Origin of the sequence: Lysinibacillus sp. FSL M8-0134, from assembly GCF_038069745.1 — a bacterium.
Lineage (GTDB): Bacteria > Bacillota > Bacilli > Bacillales_A > Planococcaceae > Lysinibacillus > Lysinibacillus irui.
Map to the genome: position 1 here is coordinate 574,061 of NZ_JBBPAJ010000001.1, position 23,239 is coordinate 597,299.

Sequence of the window (23,239 nt, forward strand, 5' to 3'; positions counted from 1 at the left end):
AGGATTTTTTTTCGTGTTGTTTAAAAAGGAATACTTGTTAAAGCGAAGGTTGATTTCCGTTCCGCCAGCGTCCTTTCCAGGGGGCGTCCGATGAGCCGCTTCACTCACTTACGTTCGCTCCAGGGTCTCATCTGTGACGCTAATCCCCTAGGAGTGACGCTGGCTCCACTCCAATCAAACATGTTGCAATAGTGTCCTTTCTGCTATATGAATGGTCGTGAAAAAATCTATTATCACAAGAATAATAATGGGTAACCTTTCTAAAAAGATAACACCTTTGCCGAACAGAAAGTGTTTTCATTGTTTGCAAAAATTCTAGCAATTGATCGAACTAAAAAATCCGCCTAGCCCTCAAAGGGCGAAGCGGATTTAGATTAGAAAACGATGTATTTCACATATTGTTTCCACGTTAAATCTTTAAAGTGGTTCCATTGTATTTTTTCAACGGGTAATGTACGGAAGGTATAGGCATCCATATTACGCTTCTCATTAGTGAGCATTGGCGTTCCTTCATCTACATAGTCCATAAAAATAGCTGACTTAGCAGTATTAAATTGTACATTGATATCGATCAGCTGAATTTTGCCATCCTGATTGATAATATACAGCTTTTTATTGCCCTTTTTAGTCGTTGCCAACCACGATTTATCGACCTTATAGGAATCGAACGCTTCATTGACAATAATAGAAGCTTTACCCGTTGTTGAAAATGGGATGTCCTCTAAAGGAGCGTCTTGTTGTAGTTTGACTTCATAATTTGTTGGTTGTGGCAATGCTGCTGTTTTGGCTAGTTCATTTGCCCAAAATGTTTGATCATCTGTCGCAATCATTTGTTTTTCTAATACGACGCCAGATAATGCATCATCTTTAACATGCTTTACCTTAAAATCAACAGTTTGTCCTTCTTCAACCTTTTGCCATTCACTTTCGGATAAATAAGCATACATGGCTTTTTCATTTGAATAGATTTCAAACGTCAGTGCACCAGCATCTTCTTTAATCGCTGACACAACACCATCGATTGGACTGACAATACCTTGACGGGACTGTATTTGTGTAATCTGTGCCTCAATTAACGCAATTTGACGATTGGTTTCAGCAATATGTCGATTTAACAGGGCAACGGCTGTTGATGGTGAATTTTGCTGAGCAAGCTCTAATTTTAGCGTAACAGAAAGCTTATCATTCATTTGATCTGTATTAATCGAGCTTTTTGGATCGGAGCCATCGCCGTATTCATCCTCAATTTGATCAAGTGCATCCTGTAAATCGCTTAATTCAGTTTCATAGGCTGTACGTTCCGATTCAAGCTTTGTTAGCTCCTCGTCCACTTCATCCGTTTGATAGGTAGCAAGTAAATCATTCATCATGACTTTCTGGCCGCGCTTTACATTTACTGCTGATAAGCTTGTTGCATCAGCGGTAATAGTATATATTTCAGCAGGTGCTACAATCGTTTCCTTGTTAACACGTTCTTTATTTGTTCCGATGTGAGCCTTTTGAAACTCGTCGATAAAGTAGGATCGTGTCACGCTGCTATCATCCTTGAAGACGAAATAGGCATTGATGCCGATTACTAGCATCGCTAACACAATGGTCAAACTTGTCCATGGTCTTGCTTTAATCCATGCCATCATCCTAACCCCCTAGCAATCCATTCTTTAATTGGTAGAACACTTATCATGCCAACAAATAGAGCCATAAATAGCTGTATACCAATCAATTTGACTACTAACATCTTTCTGCTAGCTTCTTCCTCCCATTTGGACAGGAATAAATACTGCACAATAATGATTAAAACGGTTGTTACCGTCAATTGGTTAACAGTGAATAACACGAAATCTGTTTCAATCAGTTGTAAGGCAGCGGGAGCTAAAGAAAAGAACGAAAACATCGTTGTATAGCCTACAGCGTAGAAAACTGCAAAGAGAATTGCTTTTTCAATAAGTAGAAAGACTACAACGTAGAGCTGGACTCTTTTTATCCAAGTATAAGGAATGTCCGTTAATAAATGTAATAGATAAGTAACCCCATAATAATGGAAGCAAAAATAGATGGTCGCCCACAAAATGGCACCGAGCATTGACAGTATACGTGCTACAAAGTATTCATTTTGTAAATCCGAAGCGAATAAGGTCGTTAAATTTTCTGTCCCCATTCCCCAATATTCACGAGCAGCGAATAGCGCGATGAATAGGATAAACACCGTTAATGCGCGTTTTTTATATCCAATGACTTCGCCTTCCTCTACGACGTTTGTAAAGTATGTAGGATTTTTTAAGCTATGCCAGAACTTATAGTGGTAAAACATAAACAGCGTCCTTTCTTCCAAATTAGGCTATCAAAGTTGTAGTATACACCTTGTAAAGACATTATGACATATGAAAATAGCTGTTTTTTTTCATGAATTTCATTGAAAAAAGCATATTTCGTCAGTGTATGTCGCTTGATGCAAAACACCACATCCATTATGTCTCGGCATAATATGTCCAGATTTTTTTCGAGCTTGTCGAAAAGTACCTTTCCAAATCAGTGACATCTCCCGAAGACTTTTTCTTAATTCAGTAAATGGTCAAATCTTTTGCTGAATCTACATAAATCTATTGTATAGTATAATTGAAATAACTTCCTGTTTTTCTAGCTAGTAATTTAGAAAAATTTCATTTAATGCTCAAAATTTTGTAAATGTAGTAGAATGGCTTGAAAACATTTGATTTACACCGATACTAAAGTCATGATTTCTAAATGGAAATGAGCACAATCATTTTTACTATACATAAACGATGAAAGGGTGGTTCGGTTGAATCGAAAATTGACAGCAGGTGTCTTAACAAGTCTATTATTAGCACCTACAGCTATAGCAAACGCACAAGAAAATGATGCCCAATCTCGCATTACAACGCAATCAGAGCAGGTTGCCTATACGAATGAGGTAGCGGCTGCAACGACAAGAGAACAGCTTATTGCACAATTTGGTAAACTGTCGGAGAATTCTACGGCAGATGACATGGTCATTGCGAAAGGAGATCTTCAAGTTCTAAGTGCTGCAGGCTTTAATGGAGACGAAGTGGAATTTATTGAAGCGAAGTATCGCTATGTGGAGGAGCAACGTAGCCTATTAAGTGAACTACAAAAATTAGGGAAAGAAATGACGGGAATCTCGTTTACAAGTAAAACATTTATTGCAGAGGTTGCCTTTTTAGATACGAAATATACTAGCTTTTTAAATGATGGCTTGAATGAGCAAAAAGCGTATATAACTGTTCAAAAGGAATTTGAAGCAGCTGTCAATAAGGCGCTAGTGAATAATGCAAAAGATATTGCCAGTACAATTCGCGGCACCTCTTTACAGTACGGTTATACCGATGCTGAACGCAATGCCTATTTTAAAGGTAAGGGTATGGATGTTGATAAATTAAATAAGTTGAAAGTGGATTCAACTAAAGCAGAAGCAGTAGCTACAGAATTAGTTCTGTTAGTTGAGTTATTGGAAAAATCCTCGGATTACTCAGCTATTTTGCCTAAAATAAATAGCTTTACGGCGAATTATAATGGGCTATCAGCAGAGCAAAAGAAAGTAGTTGAAGCGTACAATCCAAATGATGATAAGGTTACACCTTTTAAAAAGTATAAGGATGCGTTATCAGGTTTGTCTGCTATAGAAAAAGTGACTTCTAGTATTGCCGAGCTAAAAGGGAAGCAGCCTGCAAATTTCACTTCAGCCTCAAGCTTTATTAATGCGGTTGCAACTATTGATAAAGCATATAATAGTTTGGATGCAGCCTCCAAACAATTAGTAGAAATAGAATATAAGAGTATTGAACAATATCGTCAGGCGGCAACTATTTCGAAAAGCATTTCCGAATTACGTGTATCCAAAGAAGACTCTTATCGTACCACAGTTACTGAGCTAAAAACAAAATACGATGACCTAACGATTGATAAAGGATTTGTTAAAAACGCGAATGAATTACAATCAGCATTAGCTAATATTACTGCAGCTAAAAGTATCGAAGATCTTATAAAACTAATTGATTTAAAAGCAGATAGTGAAAAAGTAGATGCTATTAAAGCGGCACGTTTAGCTTATGATAATCCACCTGCTCCAGCTGGAACAACGATCAGTGCAAGCAATGTCAAAAAAATCGTCAATAATCTAGCGGAGCTAACAGCGTGGGAGAAAAAATTAAGTGCGGCATTAAAGGTAGATAAGTTAATTGATAGCTTAGATCCAGCCGCCAAAACATTTGAAAGTAAAACTTTATCTGCATGGACTGCCTTTAATAAGTTGAGTATTAATGATCAAATTTTGGTGCAGGGAGCGACAAAGCTAACGCTGTTTCAAAAATACGCAGAAGCATCGAAAACAATTAGTACATTAAAGCCTACAGCTGACTATGGCACACAGCTTAGCAAGTTGAAAGAGACAATGGAGCAATTAGATACGACATTGCAAGGATATGAAACAGCTCTTATTAATTTGAAAACACAGCTGCAAAACAAAGTAGAGGCTTTGCTTAAAGAGGAAGAAGCGGTACAGGCCGTTATAAAGGAAATTGGTCTGCTAGATAAAAATATAGCGATTGAAAAAATATTGACTGCACGAGCAAATTATGATGCGTTATCAGCAACAGCGAAAAAACGCGTGACAAATATTAAAGTGTTAACAGATTTAGAAAAATCCTATAAATCGGTTGTGAATGTCATTTCGCAATTTGAAAAACTGGATCCTTCCTCTAAAAGCTATATTTCTAAAGCGAAATCAGCTTTTACTGCTTATGCGAAGCTAGATGAGTCCAATAAAACGTTTGTCCAAAATTATAAAGATTTAAAAGATGTGATACCTGTGATTGATGTAATGGTTCAAATCAGTACATTAAGTCCATCTAAAAAAACATATAGAGATGATGTGGCAAAAGCTGATGAAGCGTTTAATAAATTGGGTGAAGCTCTTAAAGCAAAGGTAGTAAATAGCGAAGATCTTACAAAAGCACAGAGCTATATTGCGCTGGCCAAGGCATTTGACGACCGTGTCACAGCATTGGCAAATGAGGGTCCTGATACATTTGTGAAAAAGGTAGCCGAACTAGCTGCTGAATATAAAGCAATGGATAAAAATGCTCAGAAGCTTGTGGAGCAGGCCAAAACATTAAGTGCGTATGAAAAAAGCAATAAGGATGTAATCAAGGTTATTCAAATGATCGATGCCTTAAATCCAACAAATAAGGATTATACAAAAAAAGTGCTTGCTGCACGTAAAGCCTATAATGCGCTAGATCAAGTTTCCCAAAAACGTGTCACAAACTATGCCAGCCTCACTGCTGTTGAGGATGTTGCTTCGTTAATTGGTTTAATTTCTTCATTAAAACCAACGAGTAAAACATTCTATCAGGATATGAAAACGGCTCGTGAAATTTACGATGCATTGCCTAAAGAAAAGCAGGAGGCAATTGTGAATTATGATGCACTAGTGGCAGCTGAAAATGAGCAGGGCTTAGCGCAAGGCGTTATTGAGCTTATTAATTTAACTGAGGAGCAGGATGCGGATTATTTAACGAAGCTAATGAATGCGCGTGTAGCCTATGATAAGCTGTCCTCTAACCAAAAGAAATTAGTGACGAATATTAAAGATTTAACAACACGCGAGAAAGCAGTTAAACCGATTTTAAGTGTGATGGTGCAAATTAATGAATTAGATCCTGAATCGAAAAGCTTTGTAAGTAAGGTAAACTCTGCACGCAAAGCATATGATAAATTATCAAAGGATCAAAAGAAATACATTGATAATATTGATGTCCTTTTAAAATATGAGCCTGTTTCCAATGTCATGGAATTGATTAGCAAGCTAAAAGCTTCAAGTAATACATTCCTTCAGGATACATCACGAGCACGCTCACTTTATGATGCATTGCCTGCCGATATGAAGCAATATGTAACAAACTACTACTTATTACAAGCGGCAGAAACGAGCATTTTAGGTGCTGGTAATGTGATGCAAATGATTGAAGACTTACCATCTGTTGAGCCAAAGCAATATGTGAAACGTGTACAGGAAATTCGTGCTGCCTATAATGCTTTACCAAAGGATCAGCAACGAGCTGTACAAAATTACAGAGTGTTACAGGATCAAGAGAAGCTAATTAAGCCTGTTATTAGTGTGGTGGAGGATATTGACAGACTCCTAACAGCTAAGGATATGAATAGTCAATATCAAAAGATTTTAAAAGCCTACGATAAACTCAATGCTGATCAACGACGCTATGTTTATAACGACCAGCTATTGCTTTCATTAGACAACGTTATCAAGGTTTATAATAATATTGCTAAATTGAATCCAAAGGACAAGTATTATTTCGGTATGGTTGAAGCGGTGCGTAAAGAGTATGACAGCTTGAATACTACGGATAAACAGCGCATCTCCAATTATGCTATCCTTTTAGAGGCAGAGAAAAGTATGGCTGATGTCAAGAAGGTTGTAGAGTTAATAGCGGGACTTACACCAAGCTCACCTACGTATATAGAAGATGTGGCAAATGCTGTAGCTGCTTATAAAGCGCTGGATTCTAAAATGAGAGGACAAGTCATTAATGAGGATGTCTTAAAGCAGGCAGAAAAAGATGTGGCTTCTGTTCTTAAAGTGGTTCAAGCTATAGGCAGTATTGATCCAGATAGCTCATCATTTGAGAAAAAAGTATTAGCTGCACAAAAGGATTACAGTGCATTGTCGATTGAGCAACAGGGGTTAGTGTATAACTACCGCATTCTTGAAGAATATCTTAAAATGATTGAATAGTTTTTAATAAAAAGGAGTTTTCCCAATGCATATTACGGGAAAACTCCTTTTATAATGAGAAAATGATGACTCCATTGATTATTTTCCAAAAAAGTGAAACTATATCATTTGAAATTCGTATCTTATAGTATATGGTGAACTTTTTTTACTGTCCCCATTTTATTTCCCATCGTGAGGAGGTAGCTCTGTTGAAAAAAATACTTTGTATAGTAGTACTTTCAATTGCTGCAACCGCAGGAAGTTTAACTAATTTTAGTCAAGTAGAAGCGGCATCCGCAAAAGCTGTAGATGTGACAAATTCATACTGGGCAAATGCTTCGATTCAACATATGCTCACTAAACAATATATGACTACATACAGTGATAACACATTCAAGCCTGAGCAAGCTATTACGAGGGCCGAGGCTGCTGCTGCCATTGCACGCTCTCTTCAGACAAACGTAGATATTGCGAATTCAGCAAAGTTTAAGGACGTTCCTGCAACGCATCCGTATTACAAAGAAATTTGCCAGCTTGTTCAGCTAGGTATCATTCAAAAAAGCGATGCCTTTCATCCAGAGGAGCCATTACAGCGTATGCAGGTAGCCAAAATGTTGGCATTGGCCTATCAGTTTAAAGTAGACAGCAATAATAACAGCCAATTTGCAGATATTTCTCGCACACATTGGGCAAAAGATTATATCGAATCTTTAGCAGATATAGGTATTATTGGCGGGGTGGATGCTAAACATTTTGCACCTGACCGAATGGTAACACGTGCACAGTTTGCTGTTTTTGTTGAGAGAAGCATTGCATTTCAACAAAAAGTAAAAAAGCTTGAAGTAGCCTATGACTATTTGGCAAAGGATTATATCCCAACTATCAACCTTTCTACTGAATGGTCGAAAAAGGTCATTGAACTAATTAATGTTGAAAGACAGAAAAACAAGCTGGAACCTGTTATCTATGATCCAGAGCTGACACAAATTGCGATTATTAAAGCGCAAGACATGGTGAATCGTCATTATTTTGAACATGTATCGCCATTTTATGGGGCACCTTGGGATTTAGCGACATTATTTGATTATGATTATACGAGCTTTGGAGAGAATATTGCGAGAAATATTAAAGCTCCTGAAATTGCTGTAAAGGCATGGATGGCTTCACCTAGCCATCGAGATAATATTTTAAAAGAACACTATACGAATACAGGTGTTGCAATAGCACAGGATAGCAAAGGAAATTACTATTGGGTGCAAATGTTCTCTAGTCAATAAGTTGTTATGTAACAATCAGTCTCTAATATTACAGGAATGTTACGAAAGCTCCAAATTATGATAAAAAAATCCCCTTTTTAACGCTGGAAATACCTCCAAACGTTGGTATTACAGCGTTTTTTTGCTGTCTAAAACCGTTACACAATTGAAAAATAACTATTGCTTCTTTTGTGATAGTCTATGTATAGGCAAAAAAGTTTTGAGAGGGGTATAACAAAAGTATGAATAAGAAATGGTTATTACCGATTTTTGCATCTTTCATGTTATTTTCAACTACTAATATAAATACTGCTGAAGCAGCGACTAAAGCAGATGTTACAGATACAGCTTCTAAATATTTAGGTGTTCCATATAAATACGGCGGTACAACGACTAGCGGTTTTGATTGCTCTGGCTTTACTTCTAAAGTATTTTCAGACTTAGGTATTCAACTGAACCGTACGTCAGGCTCACAGTATCAACAAGGTACTGCAGTAGCAAAGAGCGATCTTCAAGTCGGCGATTTAGTATTTTTCAATACAAGTGGCAGTGGTATTTCACATGTGGGTATATACATAGGTGATGGTAAAATGATCCACTCTCAAACTGGCCAAGGTGTTAGCTATTCAAATGTTGATGACCCGTACTATTGGGGTTCTCGTTATGTAGGGGCTAAACGTGTTGCTACATTTGATGCAGCGGAAGTAAAACAAGCAGCCATTGACTTTTCAGTCTATGCTTCTCGTGCTGAGGTAGCTGTACAAATTGCAAAAGCTTTGAGCTTAGATACATCCAATACAACTACTAGTTTCGTAGATGTTAAACCGACAAGTGCCAATGCAGGTGCTATCGCAGCAGTAGAGAAATTAGGAATCTTTGAGGGCGATGCTAACGGTAAGTTCAACCCGGCTTCACCTATTACTCGTGCGCAAATTGCAAAAGTATTAGTTTTAGCATTTGGCCTTGAAAATCAAGGTGACACAGTAGCATTTAGTGATGTACCACAAGATAGCTGGGCTAGTAGCTATGTTTCTATTCTTGCATCAAATGGTATTACAAATGGTGATGGAGATGGAAGCTTCGGATCTGACGAGCTATTAAAAATCAATCAACTAAAAGTATTTATTGATAGAATTCAACAACGATAATTTTCTGTAATTTACAGTAAATTATGTTATAGATTGCAAGAAATGATCTTTTGAATAACGTATAATGGAAGAAGGGTTTGCAATCGCAGACTCTTCTATTTTTATGATAATTTTGTAGGAAAGGGGTTGCTTGGAAAAAATTAATTTTAACAGTTCTATTGTATGATGCGTAATTTAGCTAATTTTGTTAAAATGGACACGTTAAGAGAACAAGAAGGGAGGAAATAAGACATTGAACATCAAAAAACTTAGTCTTATCTTGTGCGTCTTATTCATTTCGGCTTCTATGTTAACGATACATAGTGCAAGTGTCAGTGCAGCTACTAATTCAAATATTACATTTGAAGATGTCACTAAAACTCACCCAGCCTATGAAGAAATCAATTATTTAGTAAATTTGGGTGTGATTCAAGGCTACTTTGTAAATGGTAAAAGAGTCTTTGGCCCAAATAATAGTGTAACAAGAGGACAAGCAGCTAAAATGGTAGTTGTTGCTTCAGGTAACAAACCATTAGTCGTGAATAAATCAAGCTTTTCAGATGTTACAATCGGCACAGAAATGTCAGGTTACATAGAACGTGCTGTACAATTAGGATTATTCGACAAAAATATCAAAGGTCAATTCCTACCGAACAAGCCTCTAACTCGTGGTGAAATGAGTTATGTATTAACAAAGGCCTTTAATTTAGATACTAGTGAATATGAGGGAATTGACTCACCATTTACGGATGTAGGAATCACACATGAATATGTGAAATATATTAATACTATTTATTATAATGGTATTTCAAATGGGACAGGTAAAACGTATTTACCAAGCAGCACAGTAACACGTTCACAATTTTCACTATTCGTTGCACGTGCAAAAAATGAAAAATATCGTTTAGAATTGCCCGTGAAAGGCTCGTCTGTGCCTGATACATCTCAAGTGATTGGCTTAGTAAAGGTAACAACAGATGGCTTAAATATCCGTAAAACAATGGATTCTAGTTCTAACGCTAACATTGTAGGTAAAGTGAATACAGGCGGTAAATTATCAGTCTATGCAGTAGAAGGCAATTGGTTAAAAGTAACCTATAAAGGTGCCTACGCTTATGTCTTTAAACAATATGCACAATTTTTAGATGCAGATGGCAATGAATTAGGTTCAGTAGAGAAAGAAGTAACACCTAAATTTAATATCAATTTATATGTGAAACCAACTTCTTCATCTAAAGCCATTTTAACGATCAAAAATAAAGAAAAATTACCAGTTTATAAGCAAGTCGGTGGTTATTACTTAACACAAGTTAATGGTTTACCAGGTTATGTCGTTGCAGCAAGCACAGAAGATGCTGTTGTTGAAGAAAAGCCTGACCCAACACCACCACCAACTACACCTCCAGCTTCAGGAGAAGTACTAGGAAGAGTAACAGTTGATAACCTCAATGTACGTAGTCAAAGTAATTCAACTTCAGCAGTGTTATTTAAATTGAACAAAGGAAAGTATGTCCAAGTTAACAGCATTAATGGTTATTGGGCAGAAATCACATATGATGGTCAAACAGGATATGTTCATAAATCCTATATCAAACTATTAAATCAAAATAATAAGCCTTTACAAAACCGTATTATCATTCTAGACCCAGGTCACGGTGGTAAAGATCCAGGGACTGTAAAAGGTTCTGCTGCTGAAAAGAACATTACATTAAAAGTTAGTACACAAGTGAAGCAATTACTAGAGAATGCTGGTGCAAAAGTTTATATGACACGTACTGGTGATACGTATCCATCATTACAAGATCGTGTAGACTTCACTCAAGCAAACTATGGTGAGATTTTCGTTAGTGTCCATGTCAACTCTGCTGCCAATGCGTCAGCACAGGGTACTGAAACATATTATGCAATATCTACTGGAGATATGTATCAGGAGGACATTGATTTAGCTACATTTGTTAACAACCAAATTGTTAACAATTTAAACATGAAAAACCGTGGTGTGAAGCAAGAGCAATACTACGTAATTCGTAATATGGTCATTCCATCTATTTTAGTAGAACTTGGTTTCTTAACGAATACTGAGGATAACAATAAAATGACAAATGACCAATACGTTAAACTATTTGCAGAATCTATTTACAATGGTATTTTGCAATATTATAAAAAACAATAAGTTTTAAGGAACGATTCCAAAGGTGTACAAGCTTTTGGGATCGTTTTTTCTTACTTTATACATACCCCACTTCGTGAAAATCAAACAAACTATGGAAAGCAGTTAATGGAGATCATTTAAATTTGAGAGTTTGCCTTTGTTTTCGTAGGACGAAGAGTATTATTGAATGATCATAGAGAACGTTTACGATATTTCTCACACAATAAATAAATTTGCGCAAAGCGATAAGAAATCATTGAATGAGTCTTTACAGAAGCGATAGAGAAGAGTAAATAGCACAATGAATCGAGTTGAACATCTCGATTCATTGTGCCGACAGTATAAAAATGGCTGCCTTGCTTGAAGGCAGCCATTTGCTATTATTTCACAGTATTGATGAACTTAATATAATCTTTACTAATATAGGCTGGTTCCGTGTGAAGTTTATCTGAAATCACTTGATACCAACCATTTGCACTTGTATCTATAACAATTACCGGCATATTACTTTTACTAAATGTAAATAATGGGCTTTGACTTGTTGATGCATCTGCACGAACATTCAGACCAGATGTTGTAGTTAGTGCAATTTTATAAGGGTTATTTGCATCTTTAAAGCCTAATGATTTTTCAGCACGATAGTAGTGTCCAGCGATTTTAGCGCCCCAGAAAGGATCAGAGGCATATTTTACGTTAAAGCCGATAGCCTTTGAGCCAACAACTGCACCATTCGTATAACGTCCGCCTGGTGTAATATAATTTGGCTGTAAAAACTTCTCAACAAGCTCATTAATGTTGGCGCTAACACTATCAAACTTCTTGTTCAGTGGATTCGTGTCATAAACATATAATCCAAATAGATTGTTCAAGTTTTGAGCGTGATCACTCATACCATAGGCACTCTCATGCTGTGCAAGAGCTAGGATCAGCATAGCGTTGATGTGAGCGTTAGCTTCTATGTCTTTTAATACAGAGCCTAAGCCAATTAGCTTACTTTTTGTTGTAGCATTCTTATAAATAGAAGCACCAGAGCTTTCTACTTCCGCTAGTTTATTCATAATATATTGATCGATCTCTTCGGCTGTATAGTGGGTTGTAGCACGAGCAGGTAAGAATTGATAGTAATTGTAGCCTTCTCCTTTAGAAGAGCCGTTCGCATTGGTGAAATTAATGCCATCCCAGCTAAAGTATTTTTCACCTTGCTTCATAAAGCTAGGAGCCTTACCGTAGACGTAACTAGATGTATATTTATTTGTTTTATAATCGTATAAAGTATGTTTTACTTCGCCATTCTCATTTGTGTAATAAGAACGTCCCTTTACTAAAGCAGAGGGAATTAAGCTAACGTCAGCCTGTTTTAAATAGCCTACATGACCAGCTAAGCGCACCTTTACTTGTGTAGCATCGCTCCCTAGGTATTCCATTTCTGTATTACCAGCAACTGCGATTTGATCCTTAATTGTTTCAGAATTCAGAGCAACATAATTATTCGTCACAACATAACCTGAAGTCATTTTGATAATTTTATTATTTTGCGTAATCACAAGCGAGCTATTTGACATAGCTTTTTCAGCAGCCTCAAAGCTAGTGAAAGTTTGCTTGTCTACTAGAGTACCATTTGAAATTTCTTTCAAAATATAGGCAGTTGTATTCCCTTCATTCCCCGTATTACCATTGTTATTGGAATTGCCATTCTCATTATTGTCGGTATTTTCACTGTTTTCATTACTGCCTGTATCTACCTGATCAGCAAGAAGAATTAAACGAAGGATGAAAGTAGAAGCTTCGCCGATTGTGGCATTATCTCTAGGTAAGAACATGCCATTAGAGCTTCCTTTAATAAGCCCTAATTGTGCACCAATTGCAACATCCTGACGGAAATCTTTGAAAATAGTGGCATTATCCTTGAATGTAATAGAGGAAGTGCCTTTTGGTATTTTTAAATAATCAACAGCTCTAATGAGCATAACTGCCATATGCTCTCTTGAAATATTTGCGTCTGGCTTAAATGTGCCATCTGTATAGCCTGTGATAATTCCAGCAGTAGCAGCAAGTTTAATTTCTTTTGCATACAAATATGTGTCAGGGACATCTGTAAACGTTATTGCGCTTTTTGTGTCCAAATCTAAAGCTTTTGCTATGTATGTGGCAAATTCACCGCGTGTAACCGTTGCACTTGGACGATAGCTGCCATTTGCATCTTTAAGTAAAGCCTCTTTGGAAATTAAATAACGCAGCCCGCTTTCATGCATATGTCCTGACAGCTCATCAGCATAGGCTGATTGTGGCTGCCAAATAACTAGACCAACAAGCATCATGAGCAACATAAAAATTGATAGTTTTTTCATAGTTTTACCCTCCTAAACTGATATCATTTTAACAAAGTTATACAATCAATATAAGGGTCAAATGTTAGAAATCACTTAAAATATACCAGCTTATTATAGGTAAATAGTATTCTTTCGGCATGTGTAGAGAGAATTAGACAAGAAGCTAAACAGGGGAGTGAACGAAAAATTACATGAGTTTCTTCTATTATATATGTTATTTATGTTAGTACATAAAAATAAAGCCATACTTGTTTACTAAGAAACAATGTATGGCTTTTATGGGAAATGCTAATTAAAGCATTTCTGAAGTTGTTTTAGCTTGCATATGCAGTTGTAGGTAGTCTGGGCCACCAGCTTTTGAGTCTGTACCTGACATGTTAAAGCCACCAAATGGTTGGTAACCTACGATTGCACCTGTACAGCCACGGTTGAAGTAAAGATTTCCTACATGGAAGTCTTGACGAGCTTTTTCTAAGTTCATACGGTTTTTCGTGATAACTGCACCTGTTAAGCCGTATTCTGTGTCGTTTGCGATGTCAATTGCTTGATCGAAGTCTTTTGCTTTTGCAATCGCAACAACTGGTCCGAAGATTTCTTCTTTCATAATACGAGCTGAAGGATCAACGTCAGCGAATACTGTTGGTTGTACGAAGTAACCTACTGAATCGTCAGCTGTACCACCAGCTACTAGACGACCTTCGCCTTTACCAATTTCGATGTACTCAGTAATTTTGTTGAAAGCAGCTTGGTCGATAACTGTTGCCATGAAGTTGTTGTAATCTGTTGGGTCTCCAACTGTTAAAGCATTTGTTAATTCAACCACGCGCTCTACTACTTGGTCATACACATCTTCTACGATGACTGCACGAGAACATGCTGAACATTTTTGACCTGAGAAACCAAATGCTGATTTCACGATCGATTGTGCAGCTAGCTCTAAATCTGCTTCTTTATCAACAACGATTGTATCTTTACCGCCCATTTCCGCGATAACACGTTTAATCCAAATTTGACCTTCATTTAACACAGAAGCACGTTGGTTAATACGTAAACCGACATCACGTGAACCTGTGAAGCTGATGAAGCGAGTTTTTGGATGATCGACTAAGTAGTCACCCACTTCAGCACCAGAACCTGGTACGAAGTTAACAGCCCCAGCTGGAAGACCAGCTTCTTCTAATACTTCGATAAATTTATATGCTACAACTGGAGTTGTTGACGCTGGTTTTAATAACACTGTGTTCCCTGTTACTAAAGCAGCTACTGTTGTACCAGCCATGATTGCAAATGGGAAGTTCCACGGAGAAATCACAATACCGATTCCTAATGGAATGTAGTCATAACGGTTGTATTCACCTGGACGGCTTTCTACTGGTTGTCCATCTTTAATGCGTAGCATTTGGCGACCATAGTATTCTAGGAAGTCGATAGCTTCTGCAGTATCTGCATCAGCCTCTGCCCAAGGTTTACCAGCTTCTTTTGTTAATAATGCAGAGAATTCATGTTTGCGACGACGGATAATCGCTGCTGCTTTGAAAAGAACATCTGCACGAATAGCTGGATCAACTTTTTTCCAAGTTTTAAATGTTTCATCTGCTGCTTGCATTGCTTTTTCAGCTAAATCTTTGCTCGCTTTAGAAACGCGACCAATTACTTCTGTTTTCTTTGCAGGATTGTACGAAACGATTTTATCTTCAGTTGTAATGCGTTCGCCACCGATAATTAGTGGGTAGTCTTGACCTAAGTAACCTTCAACTTTATTTAAAGCCTCTACATAAGCATTATAGTTTGCTTCTTGTGAAAAATCTGTAAATGGTTCGTGTTTGTATGGAATCATGTGAGTTTCCTCCCCTGGATAAAGAGTGCCAAATGATTATGCACCTTTAAAGATTTTATTAATTATATAATGCAATATTATTTGGCATTAATCAACTCAAATATTAAAACTTTTTTTAATTTTTGTATCTGTCTTTCTTATTGGTGTTAGAATAAGCTTAATGGAATGCAGGAGGACAAGATGGATAATAATGTATTACAAAGTATTTATAAATACGTCATTGAAAAAGGTGATATGGGAATTTGCGTAGTAGATACAGAAGGCAAGTTACTCATCTACAATAAAAAAATGCGAGAATTAGAAGGCGTTAATGAAGACGAGTATGAGGAGAGACGAGCCTTAGAGATTATTGATTTCGAAATTGAAAAAAGTGATATTTATAAGGTCCTAAGTTCTGAAACGCCAATTCTCAATGTTAAAAAAACGTATTGGAATAAAAAAGAACAAGAAGTGACCTACATAAGCAATATTTATCCGTTGCACTATGAAGGTGCTTTAGTGGGGGCTGTGGAATTTGCACGAGATATTACACAGCTTGAATATATGATGTATCAGCCATTAAGAAGATATGGTGCCCCTTTGACATTTGATATCATTACGGCTGTATCGCCAGTTATGAAGGATGTTATTGAAAAGGCAAAGATTGTAGCGTTAAGTAGAATGCCTGTTGTGCTAATAGGAGAGTCAGGCACAGGGATTGATATGGTGGCCGAGGGTATTCATCATGATCTAAAGGTGCAAAATGATATGTTTATTGCTTTAATTTGCCGTCGAGACGAGAAAACGGTGTTAAAGCAATTCGAAAAATACATTGTTGAAAAAGAAAAAATCACCTTCTTTGCCGAGCGAATCGAATATTTATCGCTTGAAGCCCAGGAAAAGATTGTTGAGTTTTTCAACAACCATCCAAATCATCAGCATGTTTTAATCGCAAGTGTTGGCAAAGACCCGATAGATTTAATTCAAAAGCAAGAGTTATCCAAAAAGCTTTACCGACTATTTTCAGGGATCACCATTTATGTGCCACCGTTACGGGAAAGAAAAGAAGATATTATGCCCTTTATTGACGATTATTTCAAAAGACATCGTGACAGCTTTGGCTCTTCCATCCAAGGGCTTTCCGAAGAAGTGCGAGAAACGTTTTTAAAGTATGATTGGCCAGGGAATTTAAAGGAATTAGAAGTTCTTTTGGATGAAATCACGTCATTGATCACAAATGAAACGATAGTGGAATCGCATATGCTGCCCGTTCATTTCAAGTGGAAAATCCAAAGCTCCTGTGAGGAAGCCGAACAAGAAGTTCCAACGAGTGACTTGTTTGTTATTAAAAATCAACAGGACATTCGACCGTTAGATGTCTACATGAAGGAAGTAGAGGAGTATTATATTTCAAAAGCATTAGACTTTCATCAAGGGAATATTTCTAAAACTGCAGCAGCACTGGGCATTCGTCGACAAAGCTTACAATATCGTGTGAAAAACTTTAAGCTCAATAAAAAAAGCGAAAACATTGATTAACGATGTTTTCGCTTTTTTGATGTAATGATAGAGCTAAGTATTTAACCCTTCAGTTTTTATTTTCCTTTTTTAGAAAGACGGCCAAGTGCAAATGCTGCTGCACCGATGCCGATTGCTACGTTCGTTTTTTTATTAAACACTTGTTTTGTTACAAGCGTTAAATTTTGAGGACGTTCAGCTAAACGGCGCATAAAGTATCCATACCAATCGTTTCCAAATGGTAAGTATGTGCAGAAGTTATAGCCTTCACGAGCAAGATCTAATTGCATTTCTTTACGGAAACCGTATAACATTTGGAATTCAAATTTATCATTTGGAATATTGTGCTGTTTCACAAATTGCTTCACATGGTTGATCACATTATGATCGTGTGTAGCGATAGAAGTGAATTTACCATGTAACAAATGATGTTCAATTAGTTTTAGGTAGTTACGGTCGATATCGACTTTTGATTGGTACGCTACATTTTCTGGCTCTTTGTAAGCACCTTTTACAATACGTAAACGGAAGTTTTTGTATTTTTCAATATTTTCTTCTGACTCAAAGAAGTAAGCTTGAATAACTGTACCTACGTTATCAAATTCTTTGTGTAACTCCTCCAATAATTCAAAAGAGCTGTGTAAACGTTCGTAGTTTTCCATATCGAAATTCACGAAAATATTATATTGATGTGCAAGAGCTACAATCTCTTTTAAGTTTTCGTAGCAGAATGCATAATCAATATCTAAACCTAATTGTGAAGGCTTAAGTGAGATGTGCGCATCAAGCTGCTCATCATGAATCGCTTGCACGACAGCTAAGATTTTATTTTTTGCAGCAGTTGCTTCTGATTTTTCGTAAACGAATTCACCTAGGTTATCGACTGTACAAGAAATATTAGCTTTGTTTAATTCTTTAATCGATTGCACAACTTCAGGTAAGCTTGTACCGGCAACAACACTTTGAGCACCCATTTTTAGCCCATATTTTTGTGCAGCACTATTTAATAATTTGTTCTCTGATAAGTAAATGAAAAAATCACGTAATACCATCATATGCCTCCAAAATTGAAAATTTTAAATTCTTGGCGATTATAACACTTTTTCTGAAAAGTAAAATGGTTTGATTTTTAGAAAAAAATTTTTTTGAGGGAGGGAAATGGGCTAAAAGTATTGTGGGGATTGACTTTTTATGAGCTAAATATACAAACAAAAAAATTTTTTTCAAAAAAAAGGACTTTTCAAAATAATAGATTTGCATTATGTTGGTAAGTATATGTGTAAAATGATATTATTGTAATTTTCGGAAATTTAAACGAGTAGGTTTTTGGCACTAAACTATTATTTTGACATAGTTTTATGTGAAGAAGAATAGTGGATATCTTAGAAGAAATTCTTGGATATCCACTTTGTATTTATCGATGTAAACAGCATATAAATATTAGTTTATAGTAAAAAAAGGAGGGTGTATTCTTAGTAAATAGTGTATAATTATGGTTAAATTATGAACAAATTGTTAAAAATAGTTACTTTTGATTTAGAATAGTGTGTCTATCATACAGAAGATATATGATTACTCTAAACTAAGATAAGGTGGAAAGTATGCCGAGAGGGAGAAAATTTAATTCAAATGGTGAACGAAGCAAACAACTATTACTTGAAAAAGCGATAGAGCTTTTTTCCGATAAAGGTTATCATCATACAAAAATTAGTGACATTGTAAAGGCAGCTAATGTAACACAGCCAACCTTTTATTTGTATTTTAAAAGTAAGGATGCACTTTATAACGATTTGAATACACAATTTCAAAGTGGATTTTTTGACGTGATGAATAATAAGTCAGCAGAAATTGTTGAAAATGGATTGCAGGGCTTTGTCGCTTTGCTAGAGCAAAAGTTAGTAAACCTATTTGTTTACATCGTTGAAAATCCGAAATTAACGAAAATAGGTTTTATTGAATCGGAGCAATCAAGCTTAGTGAAAATCCAATTGACACAGCAATTGATCCATCTTATTTATCTTCATGATTGCGACAAAGATTTGCAGTTGTGTAATGTGGATATCAAAATAATGATAGATAGTTTAGTAGGTTCAATAGAAAGATTAATAGTAACCAATTTATTAGAACATAAAAGATTACCTGCTGAACTAGCGAATGACATTGTCCAATTATATTTTTGGAAAACAATAGAAGTGGTATAAAAAATCCTCTCATCGATATTTGCTATCGCTGAGAGGATTTATTTATTTATTTATTTATTTATTTTTATATGCTGATAGTAGCCTTTTTGTACTTTGCTATGTGTATTTGGATGAATAAGTAGCATATATTCTTGGTCTGGTGATAACGGCTTTGTTGGTGTAACAATAAGTGTTTGCCCCTCAACTTTAGCAGTTGCCGAAACTTCATTAGCCCCTAAAGCAACAAGCTGAACACGACCCTTAGCAATTTGCGATGAGACTGGTAACGAAACTTTTACCGTTATTTTTTCTTTATTTGCGACGTTCTTCACAGTAGAGAGTTTTTTATATTTTGGATATTGCTCCTTTATTGCATCAAAATGTGCTTGAAAAATGGGAGCGGTTGTCGTTTGAATATTTGGTTTGACACCTACTTCATGAATAGTCTGACGAGCAGGTCCTGTGAATCTACCGACAGTTAGCTTTAGGTAGCTTCCATCATGAAGCGTATAAAAGCCCTGCATAGCACCTTTACCATATGTTGTTTCACCGTATAAAATAGCGGCTTTTTGGTCTTTTAATGATGCAGAAAGCATTTCCGAAGCACTAGCACTATAACGGTTGACTAAAATACGTGTATTTGCTGGGAACTTCGTATCTTGCTGAACTGCTGGGATTGTATAGGAGTCATGTGCTTCCTCCAACAAATAAGCTACTTTTGCAGATGGGAATAGTCCTGTCATTTCTTCCGCTGTTGTCACGTAGCCGCCACCATTATTTTGTAAATCCAAGATGAACGATTTAGCACCAAGCTGTTTTAGGTCAGTAAGAGCTTTTTTGACGAGCTGTGCACCATCTTCAGAGAATGAAGACATTGCTATATAGCCAACATTACCAAACAGTAATTCAGAGTGTACATTTGGTAATGTAAACTGTTTACGGGTAATCGTTTTAATCGATGTCGTTTCATTACTATGTTTCAAAGTAACATTCACCTTAGTACCTTCATCACCGATTAAGAGGGAAGAGGCTTCCTGCGTAGAGCGCCCCGCTATGGTCTCGCCATTTATACCGATAATGATATCTCCTGCCTGAACACCTGCCTCAAAGGCACCGCTGCCTTCAATGACTTGTAAAATATGAATGCCATCTTCATGTTCTTCAATCACTACACCAATCCCAATCGTTGATAGATTGATACTGTTCATGTAATCTTCAAATTCTTTTTTTGTAAAATAAGTTGAATAGGGATCGAGCATATCGATGATTTCTTTGATGGATGTGGCATTCTCTAAATCTCCATTGATTGTCCCCACATACGTATTACGAATAATTTCCTTCATTTCTTTGACTAGCTGAGGTTCATTACTAGCAGCGTGAGTAGTCGCGAATGGTAAGAGGAAAAAGCTTAAAACAAAGACAAAAGACCATATTAATTTTTTCATAGGACACCTCTTTTCTAGAGCTCAATCTTTAAATGCACCATTCTACTAAGGTGTAAGCAGATGGATACATTTAACAATTGACTATCTGATTTTTATTATACATCAAGCGAAGTTGATATGGGGGCTTTAATAAACAGAAAAAATCTGCTTCCTACTAAACAGGAAGCAGATTGAGAGGACTACTTTTTGAAAAGCTTATGAATAATAAAACCAATGAATGCACCGATAATCGCTGGCAATAACCATCCTAGATTTTGCTCATAGAGCGGCAATGCTTTAAGCACATTTTCATATGGTTCGATTGTAATTTTCATTTGCTTGAAGCCATCGTATAGACTGACAAAGAAAGTTGGAATAAGCGCTAAAATATAAACAACTTGTCCACCTTTAAAGAAATGATCAGCTAACGATAACACCATCAATACCATAGCTAATGGATAAATAATTAACAGGACAGGTAGAGATGCACTAATAATTGTTGAAAGTCCAACATTTGTAATGGCTGCACTTAAAATAGTGAATACAATTAAAAATGTTTTATATGAAATTTTAGGGAACAGCTTATGAAAATATTGGGCATTGGCCGTCAATAAACCGACTGCTGTTGAAATACATGCTAGTAAAATAGTCGCAGACAAAATAATACTTCCAAAACTACCGAAGAGCACCTCAGCAGATTTTGCAATAATATCTCCACCATTTGTGGAGGAACCAATTGCCTGAATACTTGTGTTACCGATATGGCTAAGTGAGATATAAACAAATGATAAGCCGATAGCAGCAACGACACCTGCAAAAATCGTCGTATTGACTTGCTTTTTCGTATCTTTCATTCCCATATCACGCAATGCTTGTAAAATAACGATACCGAAAACAAGTGCACTTAGTACGTCCATTGTTAAGTAACCTTGTACAAAGCCTTCTGCAAAAGGAGACCCAATATATTTTCCTACAGCTTCTCCTGGCTCGCCCATTGGAGAGATAAAACTTTTAACAGCTAGTAATAAAATAACAAGAAGCAATGCGGGTGTTAGGATTTTTCCTACTCGGTCGACAAGCTTCGAAGGATTAATAGATAAGTAAAGAATTAAAGCAAAAAACAAAATAGATGTGATGAATAGGGGTGCCCAATGATCCTTCATAGCCTCAGGAAGAAATGGCACAATACCTATTTCATAGGACACGGAGCCAGTTCGTGGTACAGCGAAGAACGGCCCAATGGCTAAATAGACAATTGATGTAAAGATCACTCCAAATGCAGGGCTGACGCGATTGGCTAACAGTTGTAAATCGCCCCCTGCTTTTGCGACAGCAACAATTGCTAGTAAGGGTAAACCAACACCTGTAATTAGAAAGCCGATCATGGCTATCGTAATGTTCTCGCCGGCTTGTTGACCTAATAACGGTGGAAAAATAATATTACCAGCACCCAAGAACAAGGCAAATAGTAGTAATCCTACTGCTAAATTTCCTTTGATGAAATGCAAGATGTTTTTCATAAGTATAAAAACTCCTTTAAGATTGAAAAGATAAAACTTTCTAAAAATTTTAAATACAGAAGTGTATGTTATCATAGGAACGCTAATCTTGCAATGTATACATTATCGCAATATAGTCGGATTTCGTCGTATTTTATAGGTTTGCTAGAATGTTTGAAAAATAGTCAGTATTTCCGATTTTTCTTCAGGTAGTTATCTAGTATGATAGACACACAAGGAAATATTCTAGCACGAACGGAGGCACTTTGGAATGCAAAATACGAAAAAATGGAGAATTCTTGTTTTAAGCACTATTGCAACTTCATTTTTAGCACTACAACCAGCAGAAGCAGCAACATATACCGTACAAAAAGGAGATACTTTATCCAAAATCGCCCATAATCACCAAGTCACGATTGAGGATATCATGAAGTGGAATAATCTATCAAAAGATACGATTTATGTAGCACAAAAGCTAGAGATTCAAAAGCAAGCAACGAATGAGGGGAAAAAACCTTCAGCACCATCACCATCTGTGAAACCAACAGCTAGCTCTCATACTGTAGCGAAAGGTGACACATTATCAAAAATAGCAAAACAATATAATGTGACAATTAAGGATATCAGGGATTGGAACAAGCTTGAGTCAGACATCATCTATATTGGACAGGTGTTAAAAATTACTTCAGCAACAGTGAAACCCGACAGCAATCCTATACATAATAATGTAACTTCAGATGCGGGCACATCATCCAACGTAACAGCTAAAGACCCTACAGCAAATGGACAGGCGATTTATAAAAAAACAGTTGAAGTTGCCAATACATTGGTTGGCACTCCATATCTATACGGTGGTAATACACCAGTAGGATTAGACTGTAGTGGCTTTATTTTTTATGCCTTTAATCAGGGGGGCTTAAAAATAGCAAGAGCAAGCAGTGAAGGATACTATAATGGCAATACAACGCATGTAGAAAATCCGGTACCTGGGGATTTAGTATTCTTCGAGAATACCTATAAAGAAGGAATTTCTCATATGGGCATTTATCTTGGCGATAATAAATTCATCCATGCGGGCACAGATGGGGTAGAAATTTCGGATGTGACATATTCGTACTGGTCTTCTAAGTTAGTAGGCTATAAACGTTTTGATGGCGTGAAATAA

14 protein-coding genes are annotated in these 23,239 nt (G+C 36.5%); 7 read left to right on the forward strand and 7 right to left on the reverse strand.

The window, feature by feature from the left end:
- Positions 1-374: 374 nt before the first annotated feature.
- Positions 375-1,634: an HlyD family secretion protein gene (locus tag MKY49_RS02890; protein WP_341385570.1), complete on the reverse strand. Its 1,260-nt coding sequence runs from the start codon at positions 1,632-1,634 to the stop codon at positions 375-377.
- Complete coding sequence (locus MKY49_RS02895) at positions 1,634-2,311, reverse strand: hypothetical protein (protein WP_341385571.1); 678 nt, start codon at positions 2,309-2,311, stop codon at positions 1,634-1,636. The genes MKY49_RS02890 and MKY49_RS02895 overlap by 1 nt, the downstream gene beginning before the upstream one ends.
- A 489-nt stretch (positions 2,312-2,800) precedes the next feature.
- On the opposite strand from MKY49_RS02895, the gene MKY49_RS02900 reads away from it, so the two are divergent.
- The 4 genes from MKY49_RS02900 (at position 2,801) to MKY49_RS02915 (ending at position 11,328) form a co-directional block, all read left to right on the forward strand.
- Positions 2,801-6,793 (forward strand): cell wall-binding protein, encoded by a 3,993-nt coding sequence (locus MKY49_RS02900; RefSeq protein WP_445928400.1) that lies wholly within the window; start codon positions 2,801-2,803, stop codon positions 6,791-6,793.
- A gap of 188 nt (positions 6,794-6,981) precedes the next feature.
- Entirely contained in the window at positions 6,982-8,049 is a 1,068-nt protein-coding gene (locus MKY49_RS02905) for a CAP and S-layer homology domain-containing protein (RefSeq protein WP_341385573.1), read from the forward strand.
- Positions 8,050-8,270: 221 nt separating this feature from the next.
- On the forward strand, positions 8,271-9,176 hold the full coding sequence (locus MKY49_RS02910; protein ID WP_274795596.1) for a C40 family peptidase: 906 nt from the start codon (positions 8,271-8,273) through the stop codon (positions 9,174-9,176).
- Positions 9,177-9,408: 232 nt separating this feature from the next.
- A complete protein-coding gene (locus MKY49_RS02915; RefSeq protein ID WP_341385574.1) occupies positions 9,409-11,328 on the forward strand; it encodes an N-acetylmuramoyl-L-alanine amidase in 1,920 nt (639 codons plus the stop codon).
- A gap of 359 nt (positions 11,329-11,687) precedes the next feature.
- On the opposite strand, the gene MKY49_RS02920 is transcribed toward MKY49_RS02915, so the two are convergent.
- Both MKY49_RS02920 and pruA read right to left on the reverse strand, forming a co-directional pair.
- Positions 11,688-13,655: an S-layer homology domain-containing protein gene (locus MKY49_RS02920; protein WP_341385575.1), complete on the reverse strand. Its 1,968-nt coding sequence runs from the start codon at positions 13,653-13,655 to the stop codon at positions 11,688-11,690.
- 274 nt (positions 13,656-13,929) lie between these two features.
- A complete protein-coding gene (gene pruA, locus MKY49_RS02925) occupies positions 13,930-15,474 on the reverse strand; it encodes an L-glutamate gamma-semialdehyde dehydrogenase (protein ID WP_274795599.1) in 1,545 nt (514 codons plus the stop codon).
- 180 nt (positions 15,475-15,654) lie between these two features.
- Here pruA and MKY49_RS02930 point away from each other — a divergent pair, with 180 nt between their 5' ends.
- The gene (locus MKY49_RS02930; RefSeq protein ID WP_341385576.1) at positions 15,655-16,992 is read left to right on the forward strand and encodes a sigma 54-interacting transcriptional regulator; all 1,338 of its coding nucleotides are present in this window, start codon (positions 15,655-15,657) and stop codon (positions 16,990-16,992) included.
- Positions 16,993-17,048: 56 nt separating this feature from the next.
- Here MKY49_RS02930 and MKY49_RS02935 read toward each other — a convergent pair whose 3' ends face one another.
- The gene (locus tag MKY49_RS02935; RefSeq protein ID WP_341385577.1) at positions 17,049-18,023 is read right to left on the reverse strand and encodes a proline dehydrogenase family protein; all 975 of its coding nucleotides are present in this window, start codon (positions 18,021-18,023) and stop codon (positions 17,049-17,051) included.
- A gap of 549 nt (positions 18,024-18,572) precedes the next feature.
- Here MKY49_RS02935 and MKY49_RS02940 point away from each other — a divergent pair.
- Positions 18,573-19,172 (forward strand): TetR/AcrR family transcriptional regulator, encoded by a 600-nt coding sequence (locus MKY49_RS02940; protein WP_274795601.1) that lies wholly within the window; start codon positions 18,573-18,575, stop codon positions 19,170-19,172.
- Positions 19,173-19,222: 50 nt separating this feature from the next.
- On the opposite strand, the gene MKY49_RS02945 is transcribed toward MKY49_RS02940, so the two are convergent.
- Entirely contained in the window at positions 19,223-20,596 is a 1,374-nt protein-coding gene (locus MKY49_RS02945) for a S41 family peptidase (RefSeq protein WP_274795602.1), read from the reverse strand.
- 179 nt (positions 20,597-20,775) lie between these two features.
- Entirely contained in the window at positions 20,776-22,095 is a 1,320-nt protein-coding gene (gene brnQ, locus MKY49_RS02950) for a branched-chain amino acid transport system II carrier protein (RefSeq protein WP_274795603.1), read from the reverse strand.
- 250 nt (positions 22,096-22,345) lie between these two features.
- On the opposite strand from brnQ, the gene MKY49_RS02955 reads away from it, so the two are divergent.
- Positions 22,346-23,239 (forward strand): C40 family peptidase, encoded by an 894-nt coding sequence (locus tag MKY49_RS02955; RefSeq protein WP_274795604.1) that lies wholly within the window; start codon positions 22,346-22,348, stop codon positions 23,237-23,239.

Excerpts from the sequence above, each read along its gene's own strand:
- MKY49_RS02890 (WP_341385570.1), bottom strand. The coding sequence starts at position 1,634 with ATGGCATGGATTAAAGCAAGACCATGGACAAGTTTGACCATTGTGTTA.
- MKY49_RS02895 (WP_341385571.1), bottom strand. The coding sequence starts at position 2,311 with ATGTTTTACCACTATAAGTTCTGGCATAGCTTAAAAAATCCTACATAC.
- MKY49_RS02910 (WP_274795596.1), top strand. The coding sequence starts at position 8,271 with ATGAATAAGAAATGGTTATTACCGATTTTTGCATCTTTCATGTTATTT.
- MKY49_RS02920 (WP_341385575.1), bottom strand. The coding sequence starts at position 13,655 with ATGAAAAAACTATCAATTTTTATGTTGCTCATGATGCTTGTTGGTCTA.
- pruA (WP_274795599.1), bottom strand. The coding sequence starts at position 15,474 with ATGATTCCATACAAACACGAACCATTTACAGATTTTTCACAAGAAGCA.
- MKY49_RS02930 (WP_341385576.1), top strand. The coding sequence starts at position 15,655 with ATGGATAATAATGTATTACAAAGTATTTATAAATACGTCATTGAAAAA.
- MKY49_RS02935 (WP_341385577.1), bottom strand. The coding sequence starts at position 18,023 with ATGGTATTACGTGATTTTTTCATTTACTTATCAGAGAACAAATTATTA.
- MKY49_RS02940 (WP_274795601.1), top strand. The coding sequence starts at position 18,573 with ATGCCGAGAGGGAGAAAATTTAATTCAAATGGTGAACGAAGCAAACAA.
- MKY49_RS02945 (WP_274795602.1), bottom strand. The coding sequence starts at position 20,596 with ATGAAAAAATTAATATGGTCTTTTGTCTTTGTTTTAAGCTTTTTCCTC.
- brnQ (WP_274795603.1), bottom strand. The coding sequence starts at position 22,095 with ATGAAAAACATCTTGCATTTCATCAAAGGAAATTTAGCAGTAGGATTA.
- MKY49_RS02955 (WP_274795604.1), top strand. The coding sequence starts at position 22,346 with ATGCAAAATACGAAAAAATGGAGAATTCTTGTTTTAAGCACTATTGCA.